18 protein-coding genes are annotated in these 22,537 nt (G+C 32.6%); 11 read left to right on the forward strand and 7 right to left on the reverse strand.

Features of this window, described 5'->3' with window-relative positions:
* Positions 1-29: 29 nt before the first annotated feature.
* Both FNW17_RS02330 and FNW17_RS02335 read right to left on the reverse strand, forming a co-directional pair.
* Complete coding sequence (locus FNW17_RS02330; RefSeq protein WP_144070774.1) at positions 30-2,249, reverse strand: alpha-galactosidase; 2,220 nt, start codon at positions 2,247-2,249, stop codon at positions 30-32.
* A gap of 132 nt (positions 2,250-2,381) precedes the next feature.
* Positions 2,382-4,388 (reverse strand): glycosyl hydrolase family 95 catalytic domain-containing protein, encoded by a 2,007-nt coding sequence (locus tag FNW17_RS02335; protein WP_143390855.1) that lies wholly within the window; start codon positions 4,386-4,388, stop codon positions 2,382-2,384.
* 179 nt (positions 4,389-4,567) lie between these two features.
* Between FNW17_RS02335 and FNW17_RS02340 the strand changes: the two genes are divergently transcribed.
* The 11 genes from FNW17_RS02340 (at position 4,568) to FNW17_RS02390 (ending at position 18,127) form a co-directional block, all read left to right on the forward strand.
* Complete coding sequence (locus FNW17_RS02340; RefSeq protein WP_143390856.1) at positions 4,568-6,148, forward strand: glycoside hydrolase family 32 protein; 1,581 nt, start codon at positions 4,568-4,570, stop codon at positions 6,146-6,148.
* A gap of 16 nt (positions 6,149-6,164) precedes the next feature.
* The gene (locus tag FNW17_RS02345) at positions 6,165-7,493 is read left to right on the forward strand and encodes a sugar porter family MFS transporter (protein WP_144070775.1); all 1,329 of its coding nucleotides are present in this window, start codon (positions 6,165-6,167) and stop codon (positions 7,491-7,493) included.
* 2 nt (positions 7,494-7,495) lie between these two features.
* Positions 7,496-8,386 (forward strand): carbohydrate kinase family protein, encoded by an 891-nt coding sequence (locus tag FNW17_RS02350; RefSeq protein WP_143390858.1) that lies wholly within the window; start codon positions 7,496-7,498, stop codon positions 8,384-8,386.
* Positions 8,387-8,748: 362 nt separating this feature from the next.
* Positions 8,749-10,533 (forward strand): glycoside hydrolase family 13 protein, encoded by a 1,785-nt coding sequence (locus tag FNW17_RS02355; protein ID WP_317129762.1) that lies wholly within the window; start codon positions 8,749-8,751, stop codon positions 10,531-10,533.
* Between the two features lie 5 nt (positions 10,534-10,538).
* Entirely contained in the window at positions 10,539-11,216 is a 678-nt protein-coding gene (locus FNW17_RS02360) for a VOC family protein (protein ID WP_144070776.1), read from the forward strand.
* A 3-nt stretch (positions 11,217-11,219) separates the two neighbouring features.
* A complete protein-coding gene (locus tag FNW17_RS02365; protein WP_218043776.1) occupies positions 11,220-12,953 on the forward strand; it encodes a glycoside hydrolase family 13 protein in 1,734 nt (577 codons plus the stop codon).
* A gap of 45 nt (positions 12,954-12,998) precedes the next feature.
* Positions 12,999-13,550: a hypothetical protein gene (locus FNW17_RS02370; protein WP_143390860.1), complete on the forward strand. Its 552-nt coding sequence runs from the start codon at positions 12,999-13,001 to the stop codon at positions 13,548-13,550.
* Between the two features lie 168 nt (positions 13,551-13,718).
* A complete protein-coding gene (locus tag FNW17_RS02375) occupies positions 13,719-14,651 on the forward strand; it encodes a transporter family protein (protein WP_144070777.1) in 933 nt (310 codons plus the stop codon).
* Positions 14,641-16,197: a phosphatase PAP2 family protein gene (locus tag FNW17_RS02380; protein WP_144070778.1), complete on the forward strand. Its 1,557-nt coding sequence runs from the start codon at positions 14,641-14,643 to the stop codon at positions 16,195-16,197. The genes FNW17_RS02375 and FNW17_RS02380 overlap by 11 nt, the downstream gene beginning before the upstream one ends.
* A 17-nt stretch (positions 16,198-16,214) precedes the next feature.
* Positions 16,215-16,664 carry a DoxX family membrane protein gene (locus FNW17_RS02385; protein WP_143390863.1) on the forward strand — a complete coding sequence of 150 codons (450 nt, stop codon included), beginning with the start codon at positions 16,215-16,217 and terminating at the stop codon, positions 16,662-16,664.
* Positions 16,665-17,098: 434 nt separating this feature from the next.
* On the forward strand, positions 17,099-18,127 hold the full coding sequence (locus FNW17_RS02390) for a LacI family DNA-binding transcriptional regulator (protein ID WP_143390864.1): 1,029 nt from the start codon (positions 17,099-17,101) through the stop codon (positions 18,125-18,127).
* Between the two features lie 113 nt (positions 18,128-18,240).
* Here the strand turns inward: FNW17_RS02390 and FNW17_RS02395 are convergent, their stop codons facing one another.
* The 5 genes from FNW17_RS02395 to FNW17_RS02415 are packed head-to-tail and all read right to left on the reverse strand — an operon-like array spanning position 18,241 to position 22,505.
* Complete coding sequence (locus tag FNW17_RS02395) at positions 18,241-19,209, reverse strand: hypothetical protein (protein WP_144070779.1); 969 nt, start codon at positions 19,207-19,209, stop codon at positions 18,241-18,243.
* A 14-nt stretch (positions 19,210-19,223) separates the two neighbouring features.
* Positions 19,224-20,177 carry a DUF6175 family protein gene (locus FNW17_RS02400; protein WP_143390866.1) on the reverse strand — a complete coding sequence of 318 codons (954 nt, stop codon included), beginning with the start codon at positions 20,175-20,177 and terminating at the stop codon, positions 19,224-19,226.
* 13 nt (positions 20,178-20,190) lie between these two features.
* Positions 20,191-20,673, reverse strand: a complete 483-nt coding sequence (locus FNW17_RS02405) for a hypothetical protein (RefSeq protein WP_143390867.1) — start codon at positions 20,671-20,673, stop codon at positions 20,191-20,193.
* A gap of 20 nt (positions 20,674-20,693) precedes the next feature.
* A complete protein-coding gene (locus FNW17_RS02410; protein ID WP_143390868.1) occupies positions 20,694-21,212 on the reverse strand; it encodes a hypothetical protein in 519 nt (172 codons plus the stop codon).
* 12 nt (positions 21,213-21,224) lie between these two features.
* Positions 21,225-22,505, reverse strand: a complete 1,281-nt coding sequence (locus FNW17_RS02415; protein ID WP_144070780.1) for a hypothetical protein — start codon at positions 22,503-22,505, stop codon at positions 21,225-21,227.
* Between the last annotated feature and the right edge of the window lie 32 nt (positions 22,506-22,537).

Consider the following 22,537-nt stretch of genomic DNA (forward strand, 5'->3'; position numbering starts at 1 on the left):
ATGATTTTGTTAGATATAAATTAGTTATTTTATTGTTCTTCGGTTATCTCTAAAACCACACTTGTTCTTTTTAAAGAAACATTAGGATTGATTCCGGCTTTCATCAAGAAATCGCCTGAGTAAACTTTGCCAGAAGCTATTGTTGAAGTTGCACCTGGGTACAAGTTAATTTCTTTGACAGTGTATTTTTTGTTTGGATTCAATCCATTTAAAACAACTGGCCGCTCAGTAGCAGTGATGTTAAATCTATTATTCACTAAGTAGTTAAAAACAACTGCTTTGGTTTTGGTTGGATTTACATACATCAATGCGGCTATATTATTTTCATGGGGATTCACTAGACGAAACATATCGCCATGCCAAACTATATCTTTAAATGAATTGTAATTAGAAATTGCTTGTTTACAAAATATTTTATCATCGGGGTTTAATTTGCTTGCTACAATATCAAAACCTAATTTCCCCATACTAGCCACATCAACTCTAAATTTTAGTGGTTGTTTTCCCCAATCAGTAACGTGGTTACAGGTTGCAATCGAAGGGAAAAAATAAGAATAGTCCCATTGAACAAATATTCTTTCTAAGGGTTCGGTATCATCTGTTGGCCAAAATTCAGTAAAATATTTCAATAATTCATATTCCCCGCGACCACCGCCACCAGAACATAACATCATAGGTACTTTGGGATATTTAGCACGAATTCGTTGCAAAACTTTATATAAACCTCTTGTGTAATCTACATATAAATTAGATTGTGGCAATCCTTTTTTATTAAGATATGCGGAATAGGCGTTATAAATCGTGGCATTACAATCCCATTTTATAAATGCTAATTCTGGGTTTTTTACAAATAAATTATCTACAATGCCAAAAACAAAATCTTGAACTTCGGGATTAGATAAATCTAAAACGAGCTGATTTCTATAATAAATCTCTGGTCTTTCTGGTTGACGAATGACCCAGTCTAAATGTTTTTCGTACAATTCGCTTTTAGGATTCACCATTTCAGGCTCTATCCAAATACCAAATTTAACTCCTTCTTTTTTGGCTTCTTTTACCAGATAACCGATGCCACTTGGTAATTTCTTTTTGTTTTCTTGCCAATCACCAAGTCCAGCAACGTCATTGTTTCTAGGGTATTTATTCCCAAACCATCCATCGTCTAGCAAAAACAAATCAACGCCCAAGTCTTTGGCATCTTTAAATAAGTCTTTAAGTTTGTTTTCATCAAAATCAAAATACGTAGCTTCCCAATTGTTCAACAAAGTCAGCCTCTCTCCTTGTCCGTCGAGTAGTCTGTATTTTCTTGCCCAATCATGAAGGTTTCTACTGGCTTCGCCTGTACCATGATTTGAAAGCGCATAAATTAAAGAAGGAGTTTTAAAGATCTCGTTTGGAGCTAATGAATATTCAGAAGCAAAAGGATTGATTCCGGCAATTAGTCTAAGATTTTTATTAGAATCTATTTCGAATTCAAGTTTAAAATTGCTACTCCAAGCCAATTGGCCTAACATTACTGAGCCTTCATTTTCTGATGCTGGTTTGCCAAAAGAAACCATAAAATTAGGAGATTGTGTAAGCATCGCCCGGGTTCCTAATTTTGTATCTAAAGATCTTATGCCCTGTACTAGTTTAGTTTCAACTGGTTGCATTTCTTTTAGATATTCTCCTTGAAAACTGGTGAGATAGAACTCTTTTCCTCCAAAAAATAGATTTGCTGAAGCATATTTTTGTAGTAAAACAGCTTTCTTCTCTTTGTGTATTATTTCGGTCCATTGCTCAATTACATTTTCTTTTACCCAAACTCTATAAAACAAAGTTACTTCAAACGGATAAATGGGATCTTTAAGAACGATACTGGTAGTTGAGCTATTAGCGTCGATTTTTTCAATTTTATGACTTACATATTTTAGTTCTAATGAAGTGTTTCCATCTGCATGTTTTACTTGTATTGCTGGTTCCGAAAGATTCCAAGTACCAGAGGGAGTGTATGCAGAATTATAAATTCCTTGATTAGAATAATCATAATTATATCCTGCTGAAACCGTTGCGAATTCATTTTCGTTTTCAAGGGGTTTGCCAAAATACACGTTCATTAACCGATTGTTACTGTCGGTTTGTAATAACAACATGCTATTTTCTGTAGTAACAGGTATAGTTATCGTTTGTGCCGATAAATGGGCTGTAATAATTAAACAAAAAAGGAATATGCTTTTTTTGTTAAAAAAACGGCTGATTTTTTGTTTCATATGTAAATATTTATTGTTTTTTATCGGTCATATGTAATTCGCATATCTTCATTGGTGGTTGCGACCAATATTAGGTCATGCTCATTTCATAATTTTATTTAATTTTTTATTTCTTAAGACTTATAACTGTTTTTATTCTACGGTAATCGTTTTGTTGTCAACTCCAAGTCCTATAATTTTTAGAGACTTCCATTGCTTAGGTAAAAGTCCTTTATTATATTTAAGACCCATATCTGTTTGTTCTACACCTCCAAAACCATAAATTACGGCTTGAAGCATTGCACCCGCACCAGTAGCAAAATAGGGGTTATTGCTATTAGCCGATTCTGAGAAAACCCCAAATGGAGGACGGCTGTTTGGTAAATATGATTTTACGAAATATTCGTATGCCTTTTCTCTATCTCCCAATCTTGAATACAAAACCGATAAAACTCCCGAAGCCATTGCAGGGCCATCTTTTTTATCAATTTTTTCCGCATAATAATCCAAGTCTTTTTCGATTTGAACTTTATCAGTTATAATATGTAAAGGATAAGCCAGTAAATTTACATCTGCTTGTTTTATAATCTGCCCTTTATAACCTTTATAATTCTGTGTAATTCCATTTTCTCTATGTATGACTAATTTCTCAGAAACATCCTTCCATTTAGGATCAATTGGTTCATTTAAAATAGTTGCTGCTTTAATGGTATTTTTCAAAGCTTCAATCGCTGACGCATTTGTAAATGCATTATCATCGACATGTTGGGCATATTCATCAGCTCCAACCACATTCAATATTGAATAACTACCGTCTGTATTTTTTACTACGCGACTTACCCAAAAATCGGCAGTTTCTTTTAATACTTTAAATTCACTTCGCAACCAAGATTTGTCTTGAGTTAAAGCATAATAATTCCAAAAAGCAATCGCTACGTCAGCTGTAATATGTTGTTCGAAAATACCAGTTAAAGCCCAAGTTGGTGTTGCTTCCTCTCCAGTGTCATCAGATTCCCAAGGATACATTGCGCCTTTATATCCATAAATTGATGCTTTTTGCTTGGCTTTTTGCAAACGATCAGAACGATAATCTAGACATGATTTTGCCATATCGGGTTGCAGAGCCAAAAGCGTTGGATACATCCAAAGTTCAGAATCCCAAAAAATATGACCGTTATACCCTTGAGATGACAATCCCATTGGAGCAATACTTTGTCTAGTTTCCGGACGGATGTAGGAATATAAATTATAAAGCGCAAAACGAACGCGTTGTTGGGCATCAAGATCGCCTTCGATTTGGATATCTCCTGTTTTCCATAATTCTGCCCACGCTTGTTTATGGCGACTTAACAAATTATCAATTCCTTGTTGAAGAGCATAAATAGGTTGTCTTTCGGATTCGTTCAAAGGATCAGTAAAATCTTTTGAAGTGCAAATTCCACCAGCAATGGCGAAACGATATTTTTTGCCTTTTAATAATTTTTTAGTGAAACCAACTTCATTCCCTGTATGTTTCAACTCTTCACTTGTTCCATCAAAAAGAAAAGTTGTTGCTGCAGAAACGGTATATTTTTCGTTTAGAGTTTTAGCTGTAGTTCCAAAAACAGGCATTAAATATTGATTGTCTTTTAAAACCCGAAACTGACTTTTTGCTTCTTTTAATTCGTCGGGAACAATCATATAATTGTTGGCAAGTATTTCGATATCTTTATTGGGTGTGATTTCGACAATCGCCATAGCAGAATAAGGAACTGCTCGATTTGCCAAAATGGTATAATTGATATTTGCCAAATCTTTGAATGAAAAAGTAGTGGTACTTGTTCCTTCTTTCATAGCAACAACTTGATTCCAGTTAGAAATATTGTCTGATTTTATTTCTTGGCCATCAATGTTTAAGTGCAAATTTAAAAATTCGATGCCACGAACGATTCGGCTAATTCCATTTTCAGGACTGCCTTCATAAACGCCATTTAAAATAATTTCTTTCGTTTTAAGGGGAGTGTCATCTGTGACGATTCCTATTTGACCATTAGCGATGGCTACACCAAAATAATTTTCACGAGAATTAGCCATTAAATGCCATTCGTCAGATTTTGATTGCCCAATAAAGGTAGTGCTCGTTAAGAGCAATAAAAACAATAATTTGAAATTTGAGTTCATAATATTTTAATTAATAAACCAAACCTATTCAAAATATTTCTTAATATTCATATTTATCTAATAATTATTAATAACGGGGAATCGAAATCGTTTTCGATACTTCAAAAGCTATTTAGCTAATGATTTTCAGAATAGTTTAAAAACGAATACTATTTTTATCAATCTATTCTGTTTTTAAAATGAAAATTGATAAAAAAATAACATTTCTTTTTTTACTTATTGCATTCTTTTTTTCTGTTTATACAAACGGACAAAATCTTAATTATCCTGTTATATCGAATGGAAAAATGGTTGCTGATTCAACAAGAATATATGCAGAACCATTTCGACCACAATTTCATTTTTCACCAGAAAAAAAATGGATGAACGATCCCAACGGTTTGGTGTTTTATAAAGGAATTTATCATTTATTTTATCAATATTATCCAGAAGATATTGTTTGGGGACCAATGCACTGGGGACATGCAACCAGTACTGATTTAATACATTGGAAACATCATAAAATCGCATTATTTCCTGATAAATTAGGATATATTTTCTCGGGAAGTGTGGTTATTGATGTCAATAATTCTTCAGGATTGGGTACTTTAAAAAATCCAGCAATGGTAGCGATTTTCACCTATCATAATATGGATAGTGAAAAAGCGGGAAAGATAAATACACAATCACAAGCTTTAGCATACAGTCTTGACGAAGGAGAAACTTGGTCGAAATATCAAGGAAATCCAATTATTGCGAACCTTGGTTTAAAAGATTTTAGAGATCCAAATGTCTTTTGGAACACGGAAACAAATACTTGGAATTTACTATTGGTAGCCGGTGATTACGCTCAAGTTTATACTTCGGAAAACTTGATTAATTGGAAATTGGAAAGCGAATTTGGGAAAGGAATTGGCGCTCACGGTGGTGTATGGGAATGTCCCAATCTTTTCAAAATTAAAGTTGAAAACTCGAACGAAGAAAAATGGGTTTTACTAATAAGTGTGAATCCAGGTGCGCCAAACGGAGGTTCTGGAACGCAATATTTTGTTGGAGATTTTGACGGTAAAAATTTCAAAACGAACCAAAAAGACACCAAATGGTTAGATAACGGTGCCGATAATTATGCAGGTATAACTTATAATGATGCACCGGAAAATAAGAGAATTTTTATTGGTTGGATGAGTAATTGGTTGTATGCGAGAAATACACCAACAAAAAATTGGAGAAGCGCAATGACGCTTCCTAGAGAAATTTTACTTTCTAAAATAAACAATAATTATATCTTGAAAAATGCCCCAGTTTCACAATTAAAATTACAATTTGAACACCATTTTTCTAAAGATTTAATTGTTTTAAAACCGAAACAAAAGACGACTTTGAATTATGATAATCTGAATCAATCGCAAATACAATTTAGAGCAGATGCTAAAAATTTAAAACTGGTTTTTTCAAATGATGTCAATGATACTCTAGTGCTAAATTATGATGGCAAACAAAAGACTTTTTCTATTGATCGACGACATTCTGGAATAGTGAATTTTGAACCTAGTTTTGGAAAATCAATTCATACAACTGCGACGCCAAATATCATTTCGGAAACCATAGATTACCAGATTATTTTAGATTGGTCGTCGATAGAAATTTTCTTGAATGGAGGTGTTTACAGTTTTACGGAACAAATTTTTCCTGAAAAACCATATACAAAACTTACGATTCAATCAGATGAAAATCAAGAAATAAAAAATATTTCAATATATAAAATCAAAGGAATCTGGTAACTCTTAAACTTAAAAGATGAATAACAAAAAAATACTTTATTGGTCAATTACTGTTGCTTTTGCAGGCTTTTTATTTGGTTTTGACACCGTTGTAATATCGGGAGCGGATAAACAATTGCAACAATTATGGGGTTCCTCAGATTTATTTCACGGATTAGTGGTGATGTCGTCTGCATTATGGGGAACAGTAATTGGCGCTATTTTCGGGTCTTTCCCAACGAATATATTGGGTAGGAAAAAGACATTAATTATCATTGGAATACTGTTTTTTGTATCTTCACTTGGTACCGCATTTGCAAATGATCCAATCTTCTTTTCGATTTTTCGATTTATTGGTGGAATTGGAATTGGAGCTTCAACGATTGCTGCTCCAACATATGTTTCTGAAATAGCTCCAGCTAAAGATAGAGGGAAATTAGTTGCTTTATACCAATTTAATATTGTTTTTGGGATTCTTATTGCCTTTACATCTAACTATTATTTGAGAGATGTAGGCGAAAATGCTTGGCGATGGATGCTAGGAATACAAGCTTTCCCTTCTTTTGTTTATATGCTTTTGGTATTTAAAATTCCAGAAAGTCCGCGTTGGATATTAGAATATAAAAAAGATAGAGAAAAAGCAATTTCTATATTAAAACAAATCCGTACAGAAGCCGAAATTGAGTCTGAAATTCACGCTATAGTCAATGAAATGTCTCATGAAGTGAAAGAGGAATCCATTTTTATGAAAAAGTATAGGAAACCATTATTGTTGGCTTTTTTCATTGCTTTTTTCAATCAACTTTCTGGAATTAATGCCTTTTTATATTATGCTCCGAGAATTTTTGAATTGGCTGGATTAGAGAAATCGGCCTCGTTTTTGAGTAGTATTGGCATTGGAATTATCAATCTAGTATTTACAATGATTGGGATTTCATTAATAGATAAATTTGGACGAAAAACTTTAATGTATATTGGTTCTGTAGGTTATATTATTTCTTTGGGATTAGTCACCACTGCATTTTATTTTGAATGGAAAGGTATAGCAATTCCCTTGTTTTTCTTCTTGTTTATTGCCTCTCACGCAATAGGTCAAGGAGCTGTAATTTGGGTATTTATTTCTGAATTATTCCCCAATAAACTTCGTGCGGCAGGAACTTCTTTCGGAACATCTGTTCATTGGGTTTTGGCGGCTTTAATTCCCTCATTTATCCCGTTTTTATTTAAACAAATTGGGACAACCACAGTTTTTAGCATTTTCTGTATTATGATGGTTTTTCAATTGCTTTGGGTTTACTTTAAAATGCCCGAGACTAAAGGAAGAACATTAGAAGAATTGTCAGAAAGTCTGTCGAATAATAAATAAATATGAAAACGAATATAGTCTGTTTTGGAGAAGTTTTATTTGATATTTTCCCAACTCATAGAAAAATTGGTGGGGCACCTTTGAACGTGGCTTTGCGATTAGCATCATTAGGAATTAATGCCCAAATTATCAGCCGAGTTGGGAATGATGAAATTGGAAAAGAATTAGTAGCATTTATTCAAGCAAATAATGTTCCTACTGATACAATTCAAATAGATGAAACCTATACTACAGGAGAAGTTCTAGTTCAATTAGACAAAAAAGGATCGGCAACTTTTACCATTAATTATCCGGTGGCATGGGATGAAATCGAAATTTCCGCTGATGCTAAAAAGGCTGTAAAAAATTCAGATGCTTTAGTTTTCGGAAGCTTAGTTTGCAGAGATGAGACTTCGTATAATACCTTGTTAAGCCTCATTAAAATTGCAAAATATAAAATATTTGATGTTAATTTGCGCGCGCCTTTTTATGGTATAGAATTGCTTAATAATCTAATGTTGAAGTCTGATTTTATTAAATTTAATGATGATGAATTATATGAAATAAGCGAATATCTTAATTCACCATTTCATTCATTGGAACAAAATATACTTTTTATTGCTAAACAAACTAAAACAGAAAGCATTTGTGTAACTAAAGGAAATCATGGAGCTGTTTTATATTATAAAGGCAAAATGTATTATAATAGTGGTTATAAAATTAATGTTGTCGATACGGTTGGAGCCGGAGATTCTTTTCTAGCAGGTTTATTAAGTAAATTATTGACTAATGAAAAACCCCAAAAAGCCATTGACTTTGCTTGTGCATTAGGTGCTTTGGTAGCAAGTAGTGAAGGTGCAAATCCAAAAATCACAAACGAAGAAATAGTAAAATTGATGAATTATCCGAGTTAAGGTTTAAAAGATTAATTCTCTAAAAATTTAGCAATTTTGCCCAAATAATGAATTTTAAAAACTTAACGGCTCTATGAAAGTTAGTTTTTGAATAACCTATAAATATGGAACTTGTAAAAGGTAATAATAAAAAATTGCGTTCCTATTTTACAATATAATTCAAACCCATTCAAAATTTCATTCAAAAATTAATTTGTTCTACAAGTTTGATAATAGGGAATCGAAAACGTTTTCGGGGCTTCAAATGCTTTTTCGACATCAAAAATTCAAGATATTAGAAAACGAATTCTATTTTTATAGCTAATTCTTTCTTAAAGAAATAAAAACAATAAAGGCAATAAAACCATCATAAAAAAGCACAAATGAAATATTTAAAAGCAAAAAACACAATTATTATTATAATTTTAATGATTATAACAAGTGACAGTTTGCTAATTGCTCAGGAAAAATTGGTGGAAAAAGATCCTAAAATTGAAAGAAAATGGTGGAAAGAAGCTGTTGTTTATCAAATTTATCCAAGAAGTTTCAAGGATACAGATGGTGATGGCGTAGGCGATTTAAAAGGGATTATTTCTAAACTGGATTACATCAAGAGTTTAGGAATTGAAGTGGTTTGGTTGAACCCAATTTATGGTTCTCCAAATGCGGATAACGGTTACGATATTTCGGATTATCAAGCTATTATGAATGAATTTGGAACCATGGAAGATTTTGATGTATTGCTAAAAGGAATGCATGAAAGAGGTTTGAAGTTAGTTATGGATTTAGTTGTCAATCACAGTTCTGATGAACATAAATGGTTTCAGGAAAGTAGAAAATCACGAGACAATCCGTACAGAGATTACTACCACTGGTGGCCAGCCGAAAAAGGAAAACCAGCTTTTCGTCCAGGTGCTTTTGAAGCTGATGGAAGCGGTTGGAGATACGATAAACAAACCGATTCATACTATTTGCATTATTTCAATTACAAGCAGCCCGATTTGAATTGGGAAAACCCAAAATTGCGTCAAGAAATTTTCAGTATGATGAATTGGTGGTTCCAAAAAGGAATTGATGGTTTCCGTATGGATGTAATTCCGTTTATCGCAAAAGACACAACTTTTCCGGTAATTACTCAAGAAGAATTGGATAAAAATTACCAAGGGCGTTGGGATATTTTTATGGCTAGTGGACCACATTTGCACGATTATTTGAAAGAAATGAACAAAGAAGTTTTGAGTAAATACGATTGTATGACACTAGCCGAAGGTGCAGGAATGACGCTGAAATCGGCTCTCGATTTTGTAGATGCTGACCGAAAAGAATTGGATATGGGCTATCATTTTGAAGGAACAAACTTGGGATATGTTCCTGGTTATTTTAAAAAAATGGGTAACTATTCATTAGTAGATTTCAAAAAAATATATTCAGATTGGGACAATGTATATGCCAAAAAAGGCTGGGGAACCATTTATTTAGGCAATCACGATCAACCCAGAATGACTTCGCGTTGGGGTAATGATGCACCAGAATTTAGAGTGTTATCCTCTAAAATGTTGACTACATTTTTGTTAACTATGGGCGGAACTCCTTATTATTACAATGGTGACGAGATCGGAATGATTAATGTTAAATTCAATAAAATTGAAGATTATCGCGACATCGAAACCCTAGCTGAATATGAAAAGGTAAAAATTGCTGGTGGCGATTTGAAACAATTTATTGAAGATCAGAAAACGGGAGGAGCTAGAGATAACGGAAGAACCCCTTTTCAATGGAACACTTCCAAAAATGGCGGATTTTCGTTGGGTGAGCCTTGGTTGAAAGTAAATGACAATCACATTTTTTTGAATGCTGAAGCACAAGAAAAAGATCCAAATTCTAACTTGAATTATTTCAGAAAAATGACCAAATTAAGAAAATCAAATCTTGCGTTGGTTTACGGAAAATATACGCTTTTAGACGTAGAAAACCCAAATGTTTATTCCTATACAAGAGAATTTGAAGGTAAAAAACTATTGGTTATGTTAAACTTTACTTCTAAAAAGGCAACTGCAAACATAGGAATTAACACTGCAAATGCTAAAGTATTAATTAACAATTATCCTACAGTTTCAAAAAGTCTGGAACTCAGACCTTACGAAGCTGTTGTTTTGGAATTAAAATAATTTTTATGTCTCTAAAATTAAAACATATTGCGATTGTTGTTAAAGACTACGATGAGGCAATATTGTATTATACTCAAAAGTTAAATTTTGTTATTATTGAAGACGCAAAAATATCCGAAGAAAAACGTTGGGTTGTAGTAGCTCCCTCTAATTCTTCTGAATGTTCTTTTTTACTTGCTAAAGCTGTAAATGAGAAACAAAAAAACAGCATTGGTAACCAAGCAGGTGGTCGTGTATTTTTATTTTTAAATACAAATAATTTTGAAAAGGAGTATCAAAATTTGATTAATAATGGTGTCAAAATTATTCGGGAACCAAAAAATGAAGTCTATGGGAAGGTTGCTGTTTTTGAAGACTTTTCTGGGAATTTATGGGATTTAATAGAGCCTATAACAAATAAATTATTTTACTCAACAGCTATCTTAAATATTATTGATAATAATAATGTCAGTTTTGCCATTACAGAGATAATAAAATTAAAAGTTGCAACAAGCAAAGAACAAGGAAATATGTTGTTTAATGTTCATCAATCTAAAGAAGATAATTTAAAAATAATTATATGGGAATGTTATAAAAATAAAGCAGCTTTTGAAGAACATTTAAGTTCCAAACATCTTCAAGATTTTCTGAATCTTAATGATGTAGAAATAGAAAATGGATATGTTACACAACTAATCGAATAATATATGAAAATTTTTAAATCACTAATTATAATACTATTATTAATGTTTATTACAGCCCAATCCCAAGAAACAAAAACTTCAACCGATAAAAAATGGTGGAAAGAAGCTGTTGTTTATCAAATTTATCCTCGAAGCTTTAAGGATAGCGATGGTGATGGAGTAGGCGATTTAAAAGGGATTATTTCAAAACTAGATTATTTAAGAAGTATTGGCATCGATGCGGTTTGGTTGAACCCAATTTACGAATCACCGAATGATGATAATGGTTATGATATTAGCAATTATCGGGAAATTATGAAGGATTTCGGAACGATGCAAGATTTCGATTTGCTTTTGAAAGGAATGCACGAACGTGGAATTAAATTGATTATGGACTTGGTAGTAAATCACAGTTCAGATGAAAATTATTGGTTTCAAGAAAGTAGGAAATCTAGAGATAATAAATATAGAAATTACTATTATTGGTGGCCTGCGGAAAAAGGAACACCTCCATATCGCTGGAGTTTCTTTGATGTGAATAGCAATGCCTGGAAATATGATGCTCAAACGGATTCGTACTATCTACACTATTTTTCTGTAAAGCAACCAGACCTTAATTGGAATAACCCAGAAGTTCGTAATGAAATTTACGATATGATGAAGTTTTGGTTAGATAAAGGTATTGATGGGTTTAGATTAGATGCTTTTCAATTTGCTTCAAAAGACCCAAGTTTTCCTGAATTGCCCAAAGAAATTGTTGGAAAACCACTTGAAATCATAAAATATTATGGGAATGGCTCACATTTGCACGATTATCTTCAAGAAATGAATCGCGAGGTTTTGAGCAAATATCCCAATGCAATGACGGTTGCAGAGGGTGCTGGAGATTCTCCAAAAGCAGCAATGAAATTTGTTGATCCCGACCGAAAAGAATTAAATATTGCCTATCATTTTGAAAGTGTAGATATTGGAAAACACCTTTCTGATTTTGGTTTGGTAAAATACAAAGATATTTTTTCTCGATACGACGAAACGTTTAAAGACAAAGGCTGGCTTTCTATTTTTATGGCTAATCACGATCAACCTCGGATGGTTTCTAAATTTGGAAATGACACCGAAAAATACAGAGAACTTTCGTCAAAGATGCTGACCACTTTTGTGATGACAATGCGTGGTACTACTTTTTATTATCAAGGGGATGAATTAGGAATGAGTAACATTCGATTTGACAATATTGAAGATTATAACGATGTTGACACCAGAAATAAACACCAATTTTTAAAAGAAAACAACGGCGACCTAAAAGCATTTTTAGAAGGTCAAAAACAAACTTCAAGAGAAAATGGAAGAACACCAATTCAATGGAATGCAGATGCGAATGCTGGATTTACAGTTGGAAAACCTTGGTTAAAAGTCAATCCAAACTATACTAAAGTGAATGTTGAAACATTAGAAAAAGATCCGAATTCTACGTTGAATTACTTTAGAAAATTAGTACAACTACGAAAAAACAATCCAGTTTTAATTTATGGAAAATATACGCTTTTAGATAAAGAAAATCCAAAAGTATTCGCATTTACTAGAGAATTAGAAGGTAAAAAAACACTTGTTTTGTTGAATTTTTCGGCTGATAATGCAACAGTTAACACCGGAATAAACTTAAATAATTCCAAAATTATAAGTAGTAATTATCAGGAAATGCGTTCCAACAAAAGTATATTGCGTCCTTATGAAGCTTTAATTATTGAAATAAATTAATTCAAAAAATAGTTACATTCGATTTTTTGAGTCAGATAATTGAGTATGAGAAAAAAGGTGTCTACATTATTACTCTTAATTATAACAACAACATTTTTATATAATGTTGTTGGTTTTCATTTGTTGTTTACACTTCAAAAAGAGCATTCTTGGGTAGTAGCGATGCAAAACATTCCAGATTCAGAATTTAAAGTAATAAAATTAAACGCTACTTTATATACTTTTACCGAAGATACCGAGATGGAATATGTTAATGAGAATATGACCATTAACAATAAAGTCTATCACATTTTTAAAAGAAAAATCCAAGATAATATTATTAGTTTGTATTATTTGCCAAACAAACAGCAATCTACCACAGATGTAAATCTAAAAAAAATAGTGGATAACGATGAACTTGATAATGCTCCTTTAAGTAAAAAACCAATGGAGAAATTACTCAAATCGGTTATAAAAGATTATTTTCCACACAGTTCAAATGCTTTTGTCTTTGTTTATAAATCAAAAGAATGTCCTTTAAAATTTGATTTTCATCCACAAGGAATTCTTCATTCAGGCTATTTATCTCTAGCCGATTCTCCTCCAGACTTAGTTTAGTTTTAATTTAGTTTTAAAAATTAGAAAACGATATTCGTCTTAAATAGTTATATACTTTTTAGGATGCTCTATATGTTTACTACTATTTAGAACATTGTATTTACCAATACGAGGCAATGATTCACTTGAATTTTTGTATAAAATTAATGACTAATCAAAGTATTATAAATGAAAAAAATATATATAATCTGCCTTTTAATGGCAGCTCAGCATTTTTATGCACAAACAGAAATAGATGGCATAATGATGGCTAAAAACAACTTTTGTGCTGGAGCTATTTATGAATATAGCAGCTGGAATAAGTATTGGGAAGGTACTTATAAACGTGAGAATTTAAATTTTGGAACAGTTTCTACCCAAAAAATCGCCTTTAACGGAAACTATGGAATAACGGATAATTTAAATGTTATTTTCAGTATTCCTTATGTTACTACTAATGCAACAGCAGGAACAATGGCAGGTCAAAAAGGATTTCAAGACCTATCATTAACCTTAAAAAGTTTAGTTTACGAAAAAGAGATTAAAGGGAATTGGCTTTCATTCTATGTTTTAGGAGGACTTTCGGTTCCAACATCAAATTACGTTGCCGATTATTTGCCTTTAAGTATTGGATTACATAGCAAAACCGCATCAGTCCGATTGATGAGTGATTATCAATATGGAAATTTATTTGCAACAGTTTCTGGAGCTTATGTAAAACGTTCTAATATAAAAATCGATAGAAATGTTTATTTTACAGATGTGATGCATTATACCAATGAAGTAGATATGCCAGATGGAATTTCTTTTAATGCAAGAGTAGGGTATCGTACTTCAAGATTAATTGCCGAAGCTGTTTTTGATAATTGGACTACACAAAAAGGAGGATTTGATATTACAACTAACAATATGCCTTTTCCAAGCAACACTATGAATATGACCAAAATTGGGTTTAACGGGAAGTATAATTTAAAACAAATTTCGGGTCTAGCCATTATTGGAGGCCTAAACCACGTAATTACAGGAAGGAATGTTGGGCAATCTGATTCATTTTATGGAGGTTTATTCTATGTTCTCGATTTTACTAAAAAAACTAAAACTACTACAACAGATGAAAAATAATATATATATCACTCTAGAAAAGTGTTGTTTGTTTGCACTTCTATTACTGAATTTTTCTTGTACTAATGATATTGAAGAAAGCAATCAACAATATCCACAATTAAATCCAGTAAATCCAGATCTATTGGCAGGAACTTGGAAACCAATTTTATTAACAGCCCCAGATGAATTTGCAATAGATGCTCCGCTAGCTGTGACAACAGCTGCTTATAAAGCTGAAATTAATGAAATTAAAAGTTATCAATCTAACATAACTGCTGACCAAGAAAGGATTATAAAGTATTGGAGTGTTGGAGGTGTTTTGCGTTGGAACGAAATTATGCAGACTTTGGTAGCTAGACATAATCGTCCTCCATATCAAAATCCTGATGGAACTTATCCAGCGCCTTCGGCTGCAAATCCTTTTGCAAATCCTCAATTTCCATTTTCAAATCCACCATTTGCAGCTCGAGCTTATGCTTATGTTAGTGCGGCTCAGTATGATGCAATGGTAGCGACTTGGCATTACAAACAATTATACAATCGGGCATCACCATTTGTTGTAGATAACAGTATTCAAGTTTTAGTGCCAAAAAGCACTTTGCCTTCCTATCCTTCAGAAGATGGAGCTTTGGCTGGTGTAACGGTTGAAATTTTAAAATTACTTTTCCCAACGGAAATTGCATACATCCAAGAAAAAGCAGACGAGCAAAAACTTTACAGAATAATTTCTGGTGCCAATGTTAGAAGTGATGTTGAAGCAGGAGTGGCATTAGGTAAAAAAATTGCAGCTAAATTCACAGTAAGAGCTACAACAGATGGTGCTGGAGCTGCAATAGGAAACCAAGCACTTTGGACACAATTAGAGACTAATGCCATTGCAAAGGGAGAAACTCCGTGGCGTTCTTTGGATTTACCTGCTAGACCTCCAATGTTACCTTTGTTTGGAAGTGTAAAATCATTTTTAATGACACCAGATAACGTTGTTGCCAATCGTCCTTTGCCTCCACCTTCAACAAACTCTCCACAATTTTTGACCGAATTGAATGAAGTAAAGCGATATAGTCAAGATGATTCAAAAGAGAATATGAAAATTGTTGCTTTTTGGGCCGATGGTGTTGGAACTTATACGCCCCCTGGACATTGGAATGCCATTGCCGATGCAGCATTTGTTGAACAAAATTATAGCGAAGTTCGTTGGGCTAGAAATTTGGCTCTACTAAATTTGGCTATGATGGATGCGGCAATTTGTTGCTGGGATGCAAAATATTTTTATTTCAATCCAAGACCTTGCCAAGCAGATGCGTCTATAAAAACATTGACAGGAGTTCCTAATTTTCCAGCTTATGTTTCGGGACATTCTACTTTTAGTGGAGCAGCATCGACCGTATTATCTCATTTAATACCTTCAAAAACATCAGAATTTAGTGCTATGGCAACTGAAGCTTCTAATTCAAGATTGTTTGGAGCAATTCATTACAGAAGTGATTGCGAAAATGGGTTGTTGCTAGGTAAAGCAGTGGGCAATTTTGCAGTAAATAGAGCCGCAACTGATGGTGCAAAATAACATTTGAAACTAATATCATGATAAAAAAATTCAATACTTTATATTTTAATTTTAGTAACTCAATAGAAAAACACAGCATATTAATTATGCGAATTTCTCTTGCCATTGTCTATATTTGGTTTGGAGCGCTAAAAATTTTCGGAATGAGCCCTGCAGGGGAATTGGTCGAAAAAACAGTTTATTGGCTTAGACCAGAAATATTTATTCCCATTCTTGGTATCTGCGAAGTTATAATTGGTCTTGGGTTACTTGTTAAACGGTTTATCCCAATTACAATTTTGTTGCTATTATTGCATATGATTGTAACATTTTTTCCTGTGTTTATTTTGCAAACTGCTTGTTTTGACTCGTTTCCATATTGTCCAACATTGGTAGGGCAATACATTATTAAAAACCTAGTTTTAATCTCGGGAGCACTAGTGATTGCTGGAAAATTTAATAAAAAATATTTTAATGAAGCAGTTTAGTTGCTTTAAAATTCGTCTGTCTAAGGGTTTTCGAATGTACTAGATTAGCTTTGAAACACAACTGTTTCTTGAAAATAAACACCTCATTAGAATTGTAAATTTTATTTTCAGAAACAGTTTTTTAATAGAATCAATTCCAGATAAAAAAACAATTTATATACCAAATTTCCAAAAAATGAAAGTCTCGAATTTTAATAATCTTAAATTCAAGTAAAAAATATAAATCTAGATTAGCATAGATGCTTTCGATACTTGTTTTGAAGAAATTTTGAGGCTAATAGTAAATAAAATGGAACGGAGAAATTGCCACAATGAAAGATCTAAGCCTTAATTATATAGAAATTTTAATTTTTTTGAAAATAAATAGAGATTTAACAATAAAAATGAATACTTTGGTAAAAAAAAATAGCTTTTTTTAAACTACTAAAATTTATATGAAAGCCACCACCCTCAAAGAAATTGCCAATTTGTTAGGGATTTCAATAACTACGGTTTCTAAAGCATTAAAAGATTATCCCGACGTTAGTGCCAAAACTAAAAAGGCAGTAATAGATTTGGCTGAGCAGCTTAATTTTACTCCTAATAGTTTTGCTGTAAATCTTAGAACCAAAGAGTCTAAAACCATTGGGTTAATTATACCCGAAGTAGTTCACCATTTTTTTTCGAATGTAATTAATGGAATAATTGAGGAGGCTGATAAATATGGTTATATGGTGATAATTCTTCAATCAAACGAATCATTGGAACTTGAAAAAAAACAGGTAAATCTTTTGTTTAACAAGCGTGTTGATGGGATTTTAATGTCTTTGTCCAATGAGTCTAATGATGATAATCATTTGAAAAATATAATTTCTAATGGCATACCTTTTGTTCAATTTGATAAGATTTCAAAGTTAATACCAAGTTCAAAAGTAATTATCAATGATCAAAAAGCTGCCTCTGAAGCAGTGCAACATTTGATAGATATTGGATGCAAAAAAATTGCCCATATAAGAGGTCCTGAAAATCCGCAAAATGCAATTGATCGTTTTCTTGGATATAAAAAAACACTTGAAAAAAACGGAATACTTTTCGATTCTAAATTGGTTTACACTTGTGAAAATGTAACTTTTGATGAAGGATTAGAATTCGCAAAACAAATTGTAAACGATCATCCAGATGTTGATGGTATTTTTGCCGTTACAGATTTAGTGGCCGTTGGAGTTTTAGCTTATTTTAATGAGAAAGGCATTCAAGTACCGGATCAAATTGCTGTTATTGGTTTTAGTAATTGGTTTATGGCGCAAGTAATAACGCCAAAATTAAGCACTGTAGATCAACCAAGTTATGAAATGGGAGTTGCTGCTTTTTCTTTATTAGTCGAAGAGATGATTTGCCATAAGGAAGGAAAAGTGTTCCACCCGAGAACAATCGAATTGGAGACGAGTATTATAGTAAGAGAATCAAGTGCCAAGACGAATTGAATTCTATCCTGTTTTAATAAAAATAAAATTTTGTTTATAGCAAAAAGCCTCCAAATCGTGTCAACTCTTTGAAGGCTTTTTATGTATTTGCAATGATTAATTTTTGCTGATATTTACCACCATCCTACAACATTATAAGTCACATTTTTTGGCTGGCCGTTACCATAGGAAACACCTACATCTCGATATGCTTTAATCAAATCTTTTTGCAAACCAACTTCTTTTTCATAGTTTAGACTCCATTCTCTTTTGTCAATTTCAAGAACCCTTTTCCCTATTTTATTGGAAAGTGTTTTTACTTCATTAAAACAAGCCGAGCTAGGATCAATTGAGTTTAAGATTTCACCAACTGAAACTGCCGTGTCATAACTTTGGTTTGCATTCCATAGATTATTTGCTTCGGCTAATTTTACAGTACAATTTCTATTAATTGTTTTTTTGTAAATAGCGGGTATTATAGCCATTGTTTTGTTGTAACAATCAGTACATTCAACAGGAACTGAAGTCAATTTGAAAATTGCTTCTTCGTACATGTTTTGCTTTTCAAGCATTTGAACTTCTTTGATCAATTGGTTACAAGTTGTGTTGTAATAGTCAATAATCTTGTTTTTTGCTTTGCTTACAAACGATTGAATTCCGGTATCGTTTTGATTAATAGATTTCATTGCGTCAATGTAGGCCTTCGCTTCATTTGTCCCTACACCTTTTACAGTCATCGATTTACTTGCAAATTTTTTGCCGTCAATTCCATCACCTATGTATAATGTAAGATCTAATGTCAAAGCTGTCATTGGAGGAGCAGATGCTAATAAATCTTTAGTTAAAACATTAGCATTTGCAGTGATGATAAACCTAGAATTAAAGCTAGAATTAGCGATGCCGTTTGTACTAATAATTTGGTCCAACTTATTGGCAAGCATATTTGTAGCATGTTCTGGCATACTTTCTTGTGATGGAATGTATGTTGCCAAAGCTATTTTTCCTAACTCACCTGATATAGCTGCTTCTTGAGCACTTGTAATAGTAGTGAAGCTAAGGATTGCTACAAAACTATATATGAATTTATTAATTGATTTTTTCATGTTTTATATTTTGATTATTTTTCACCTAAAACTATTACTGCCTGTCCTAATCCTTTCATCATTAATTTATTTGGAATGACATAAGGTGATTTTTTTAAAAAATCTTGTAAATTTTTGGCAAAACCTCTTGCATCTATAGCTTTTCCGTTTGCATCAAAAAGAGGAATTCTTACTTGTTCGAAAAGCATCATATTTTCTGTAGCATCACTAGTGTTGTAGCGTCCTTTTACTGAATTTGCAGCCATCCAATCTTCTAGAATAGTACTTAATTCTTTTCCATCATATTCTTTTTCTAAATCACCAGTCCAAGAATCGAATTTTTTCACTCTAATGATTATTTCTCTTCCATTTTCAAACATATCGTCAAAATGTTTTTGAATAGAAACATTAAAATTATCAATGTGTGCTAATACTGATTCCTCTAACAAAACAGGTAATTCAACTGAAAATGACGGAGCGCCTGTGCCTGTGGCTGTTGCGATTTGTTTGTCTGTGTAGGAATCAAGTCCTTGTAAGTTGAAAGTTATAGATTTTTTTGGCCCTGTCGAGTTTAGCGTCCATGTTAATTGAATAATAATATCAGCTTTAGCTACTTTTTTCAATTTGTCGATTGGGCTTTCTACAACTCCAGCTCCAGATTTTGAAGTTAGCATAGCATTTTCAGCACTTTCAGATTCTAACGTTTTTACAACAGATTCCATATTTTTTAATGGAAAACCTCTTTCTGCCATTAAACCGTTTATTTTACTTATAACAGCTAGTAAGTCGGAGTTTTCTTGAAATGCTCTTTTATAATCGGGTATTTTTACGGTTGTACCCTGATTGTCAAAAACCATCATATATCCATTTTGATTACACCAAACATCACTTGGAACAACCATAATTGTTGGTTTTTTTGCTTGAGCATATGATAAACTAACTATAAGTATAGCTAGTATAGCGAATATTTTTGTTGTTATTTTTCTCATTATTTTAATTTCTTTATTGTTTAATAATTCCGTCAGCAATTAATTTGCTTTTTAATTCAGAGCGTAGAACGCGTACCAATAATCCATAGGTAACACTTTCTCTGGCTTTCTTTCTATCACGGTCTATTTTTTGTCCAATTCTTTCATCTTTTAAAGAGATAAAATTATTGAATTCACCTCCGTCAGCGAAAAATTTATTGAAATAGGCTTCGTATTTTTCTTCAGCGTTTACTTCAGTTATCAGCGGTTTTTTAGCACAATCTTGTTTTCCTTCTAAAATGCTTTGAAAGATAACGTCACTAACTGCATTCTTTTTAGCTTGTGCAACAGCATCAAATCTGTTTCTTCCATTTCCCCATGCTTTTAAAGTCATTGAGCCGTCAAGTTCTAAACCCATACATTCTGTTTTGTAAATATAATTTCCAGCTATTTTTTTCTGGGCATTGATAGATGTCAAAGCTATAAGACAGATGATTATTATTAATTTAAGTTTCATTTTTTCATTTTTTTTTAAGGTTAAAAACCAGACGAAAGTCCTCTAATTATTCCTGCAGCTTCTAAGTCTCTTCTCAATGCATCTTTTGATACCGATACGATTACTCCAATTTTATATTCTTTGCCAACTTTCATTCTATCACTAGCATCGACATTTCCGTCGGACGATTCTGAAACGAATTTCATATATTTTCCGCCATCTTCAAAAAACAGATCAAAGAAATCAGCTTTTTCAGCTTCAATATTTGTGTTTGTTGCCATTGGTTTTTGAGAAGTACAGCCTCTTCCATCACCAGAAAATCCTTTAAAAATGATTCCATGAACGGCGTTCTTTTTAGCTTGGGTAATTGCAATAATTGGTTTTTTCGAATAAGACCAAACTTTAATTAAATAAGTTCCGTCAGTACCTACGCCTGCACATTCAATTTCATATCTCCATTCTTCAGTTGCTTTGTCTGCTTGCTTTTGTTTTCCAGATTGGGCAAAAGTAGCGACTGATGCAATAAGTAATAATAATGTTGTAATTATTTGTTTTCTCATTTTTTTTGGTTTTTATTTTCCTTTTTTCTGTACAATTAACATTCCTGGGTAGAATTCTTTTCCACTTACTTTTTTGAAATATGTTCTATCTATTTTACTATTAGGATTTTCTTCTTCTGCTCCGAAACGATTATCCCAAATAGGAAAATTTTCGTCAACTTTTACGGAGCCGACTACTGCATAACTAGTTTTGCCATTTTCGCTAATTTGTTGTTCTAAAACTTCAAATTTAGATTTGTTGGTTACACCTTCTTTTGTTCCAATTTTTGCTGTGATTGGTTCACCTGTATAAAGAGGGGTTTTTGTTTTGAATTCCTCATGATTTTTTTGAAGTTCTATAATAACTGCATCAACCGCTTTTATCGTTGCTCTTTGTACTAATTCTTCTTCTCTTTTATTGGTAAAAATAGAGGATTGTACATCTGCCCATGAGTTGTCAGAACCTACATATACTAATTTAAAAATATCTGAATCGTCAAAAGCTTGTTTCTTTTCATTTGTGATGGTGTTGTCTTCAGCCCAATATTCATTATAGAATTTTGTTGCTACTTCTTCATTCCAATCCAATCGGTATAAATGCGCATTTGTTTTAACGATATAACCTTTTCCGGCAACAGTTACTCCTACTGCAACTGCATTTGTGATTAAAGAAGCATTGGAAATTCCGGCATAATCACCAATTGTCCCAAGTGCATTTAACCATCCGCTGGCTTTTTTAGCAATTTCTTCTTTTGAGGTATATTTAAATTCATTAACCAATACAAATGTGTTTTTGATTAATTCTTCACCTGCATCAGCCAACATGTCTAGACCTCTTTTGCTTGCTTTTGCTGTAGCTATGTCTAGTACAGAGGCATCATAGCTGCCTCTAGATCTGATTAGTTCCATATTAAATCCTCCTTTTTCCGAACGATTGAACCATTTGGAAACTGCTTCTTTTGCAATACTTTTTAATAGAATTTCGTTGTCTGTTATGGAATTTGCGTTTGTTGGTGAAGTAATTGTTCCAACACGCTTTAATAGCAATTCGTTCCCTTTTATGGGATCTGCGTTTGTTGGTGAAGTAAAATTTGTAAAAACTCGATTTCCTAAATTATGGTCGTTAAATTTTTCAGGAATTGTACTGTTAATGAAGAATTTCTTTATAGAATCGGCATACGGTAAATTTGGTGCATCGACCATAACTGTGTATAGGGAGCTTCTGCGGTATTTCACAGATTTTTCTTTGTTCTCTTGTGCGTAGAGTGCCGTGAAGAACGTAATTGCTATTAAGCTTAAGATAATTTTTTTCATTTAATTTTATTTTGATTGTTAATATTTAGTTG

Source organism: Flavobacterium franklandianum, assembly GCF_007097365.1.
Taxonomy (GTDB): Bacteria; Bacteroidota; Bacteroidia; order Flavobacteriales; family Flavobacteriaceae; genus Flavobacterium; species Flavobacterium franklandianum.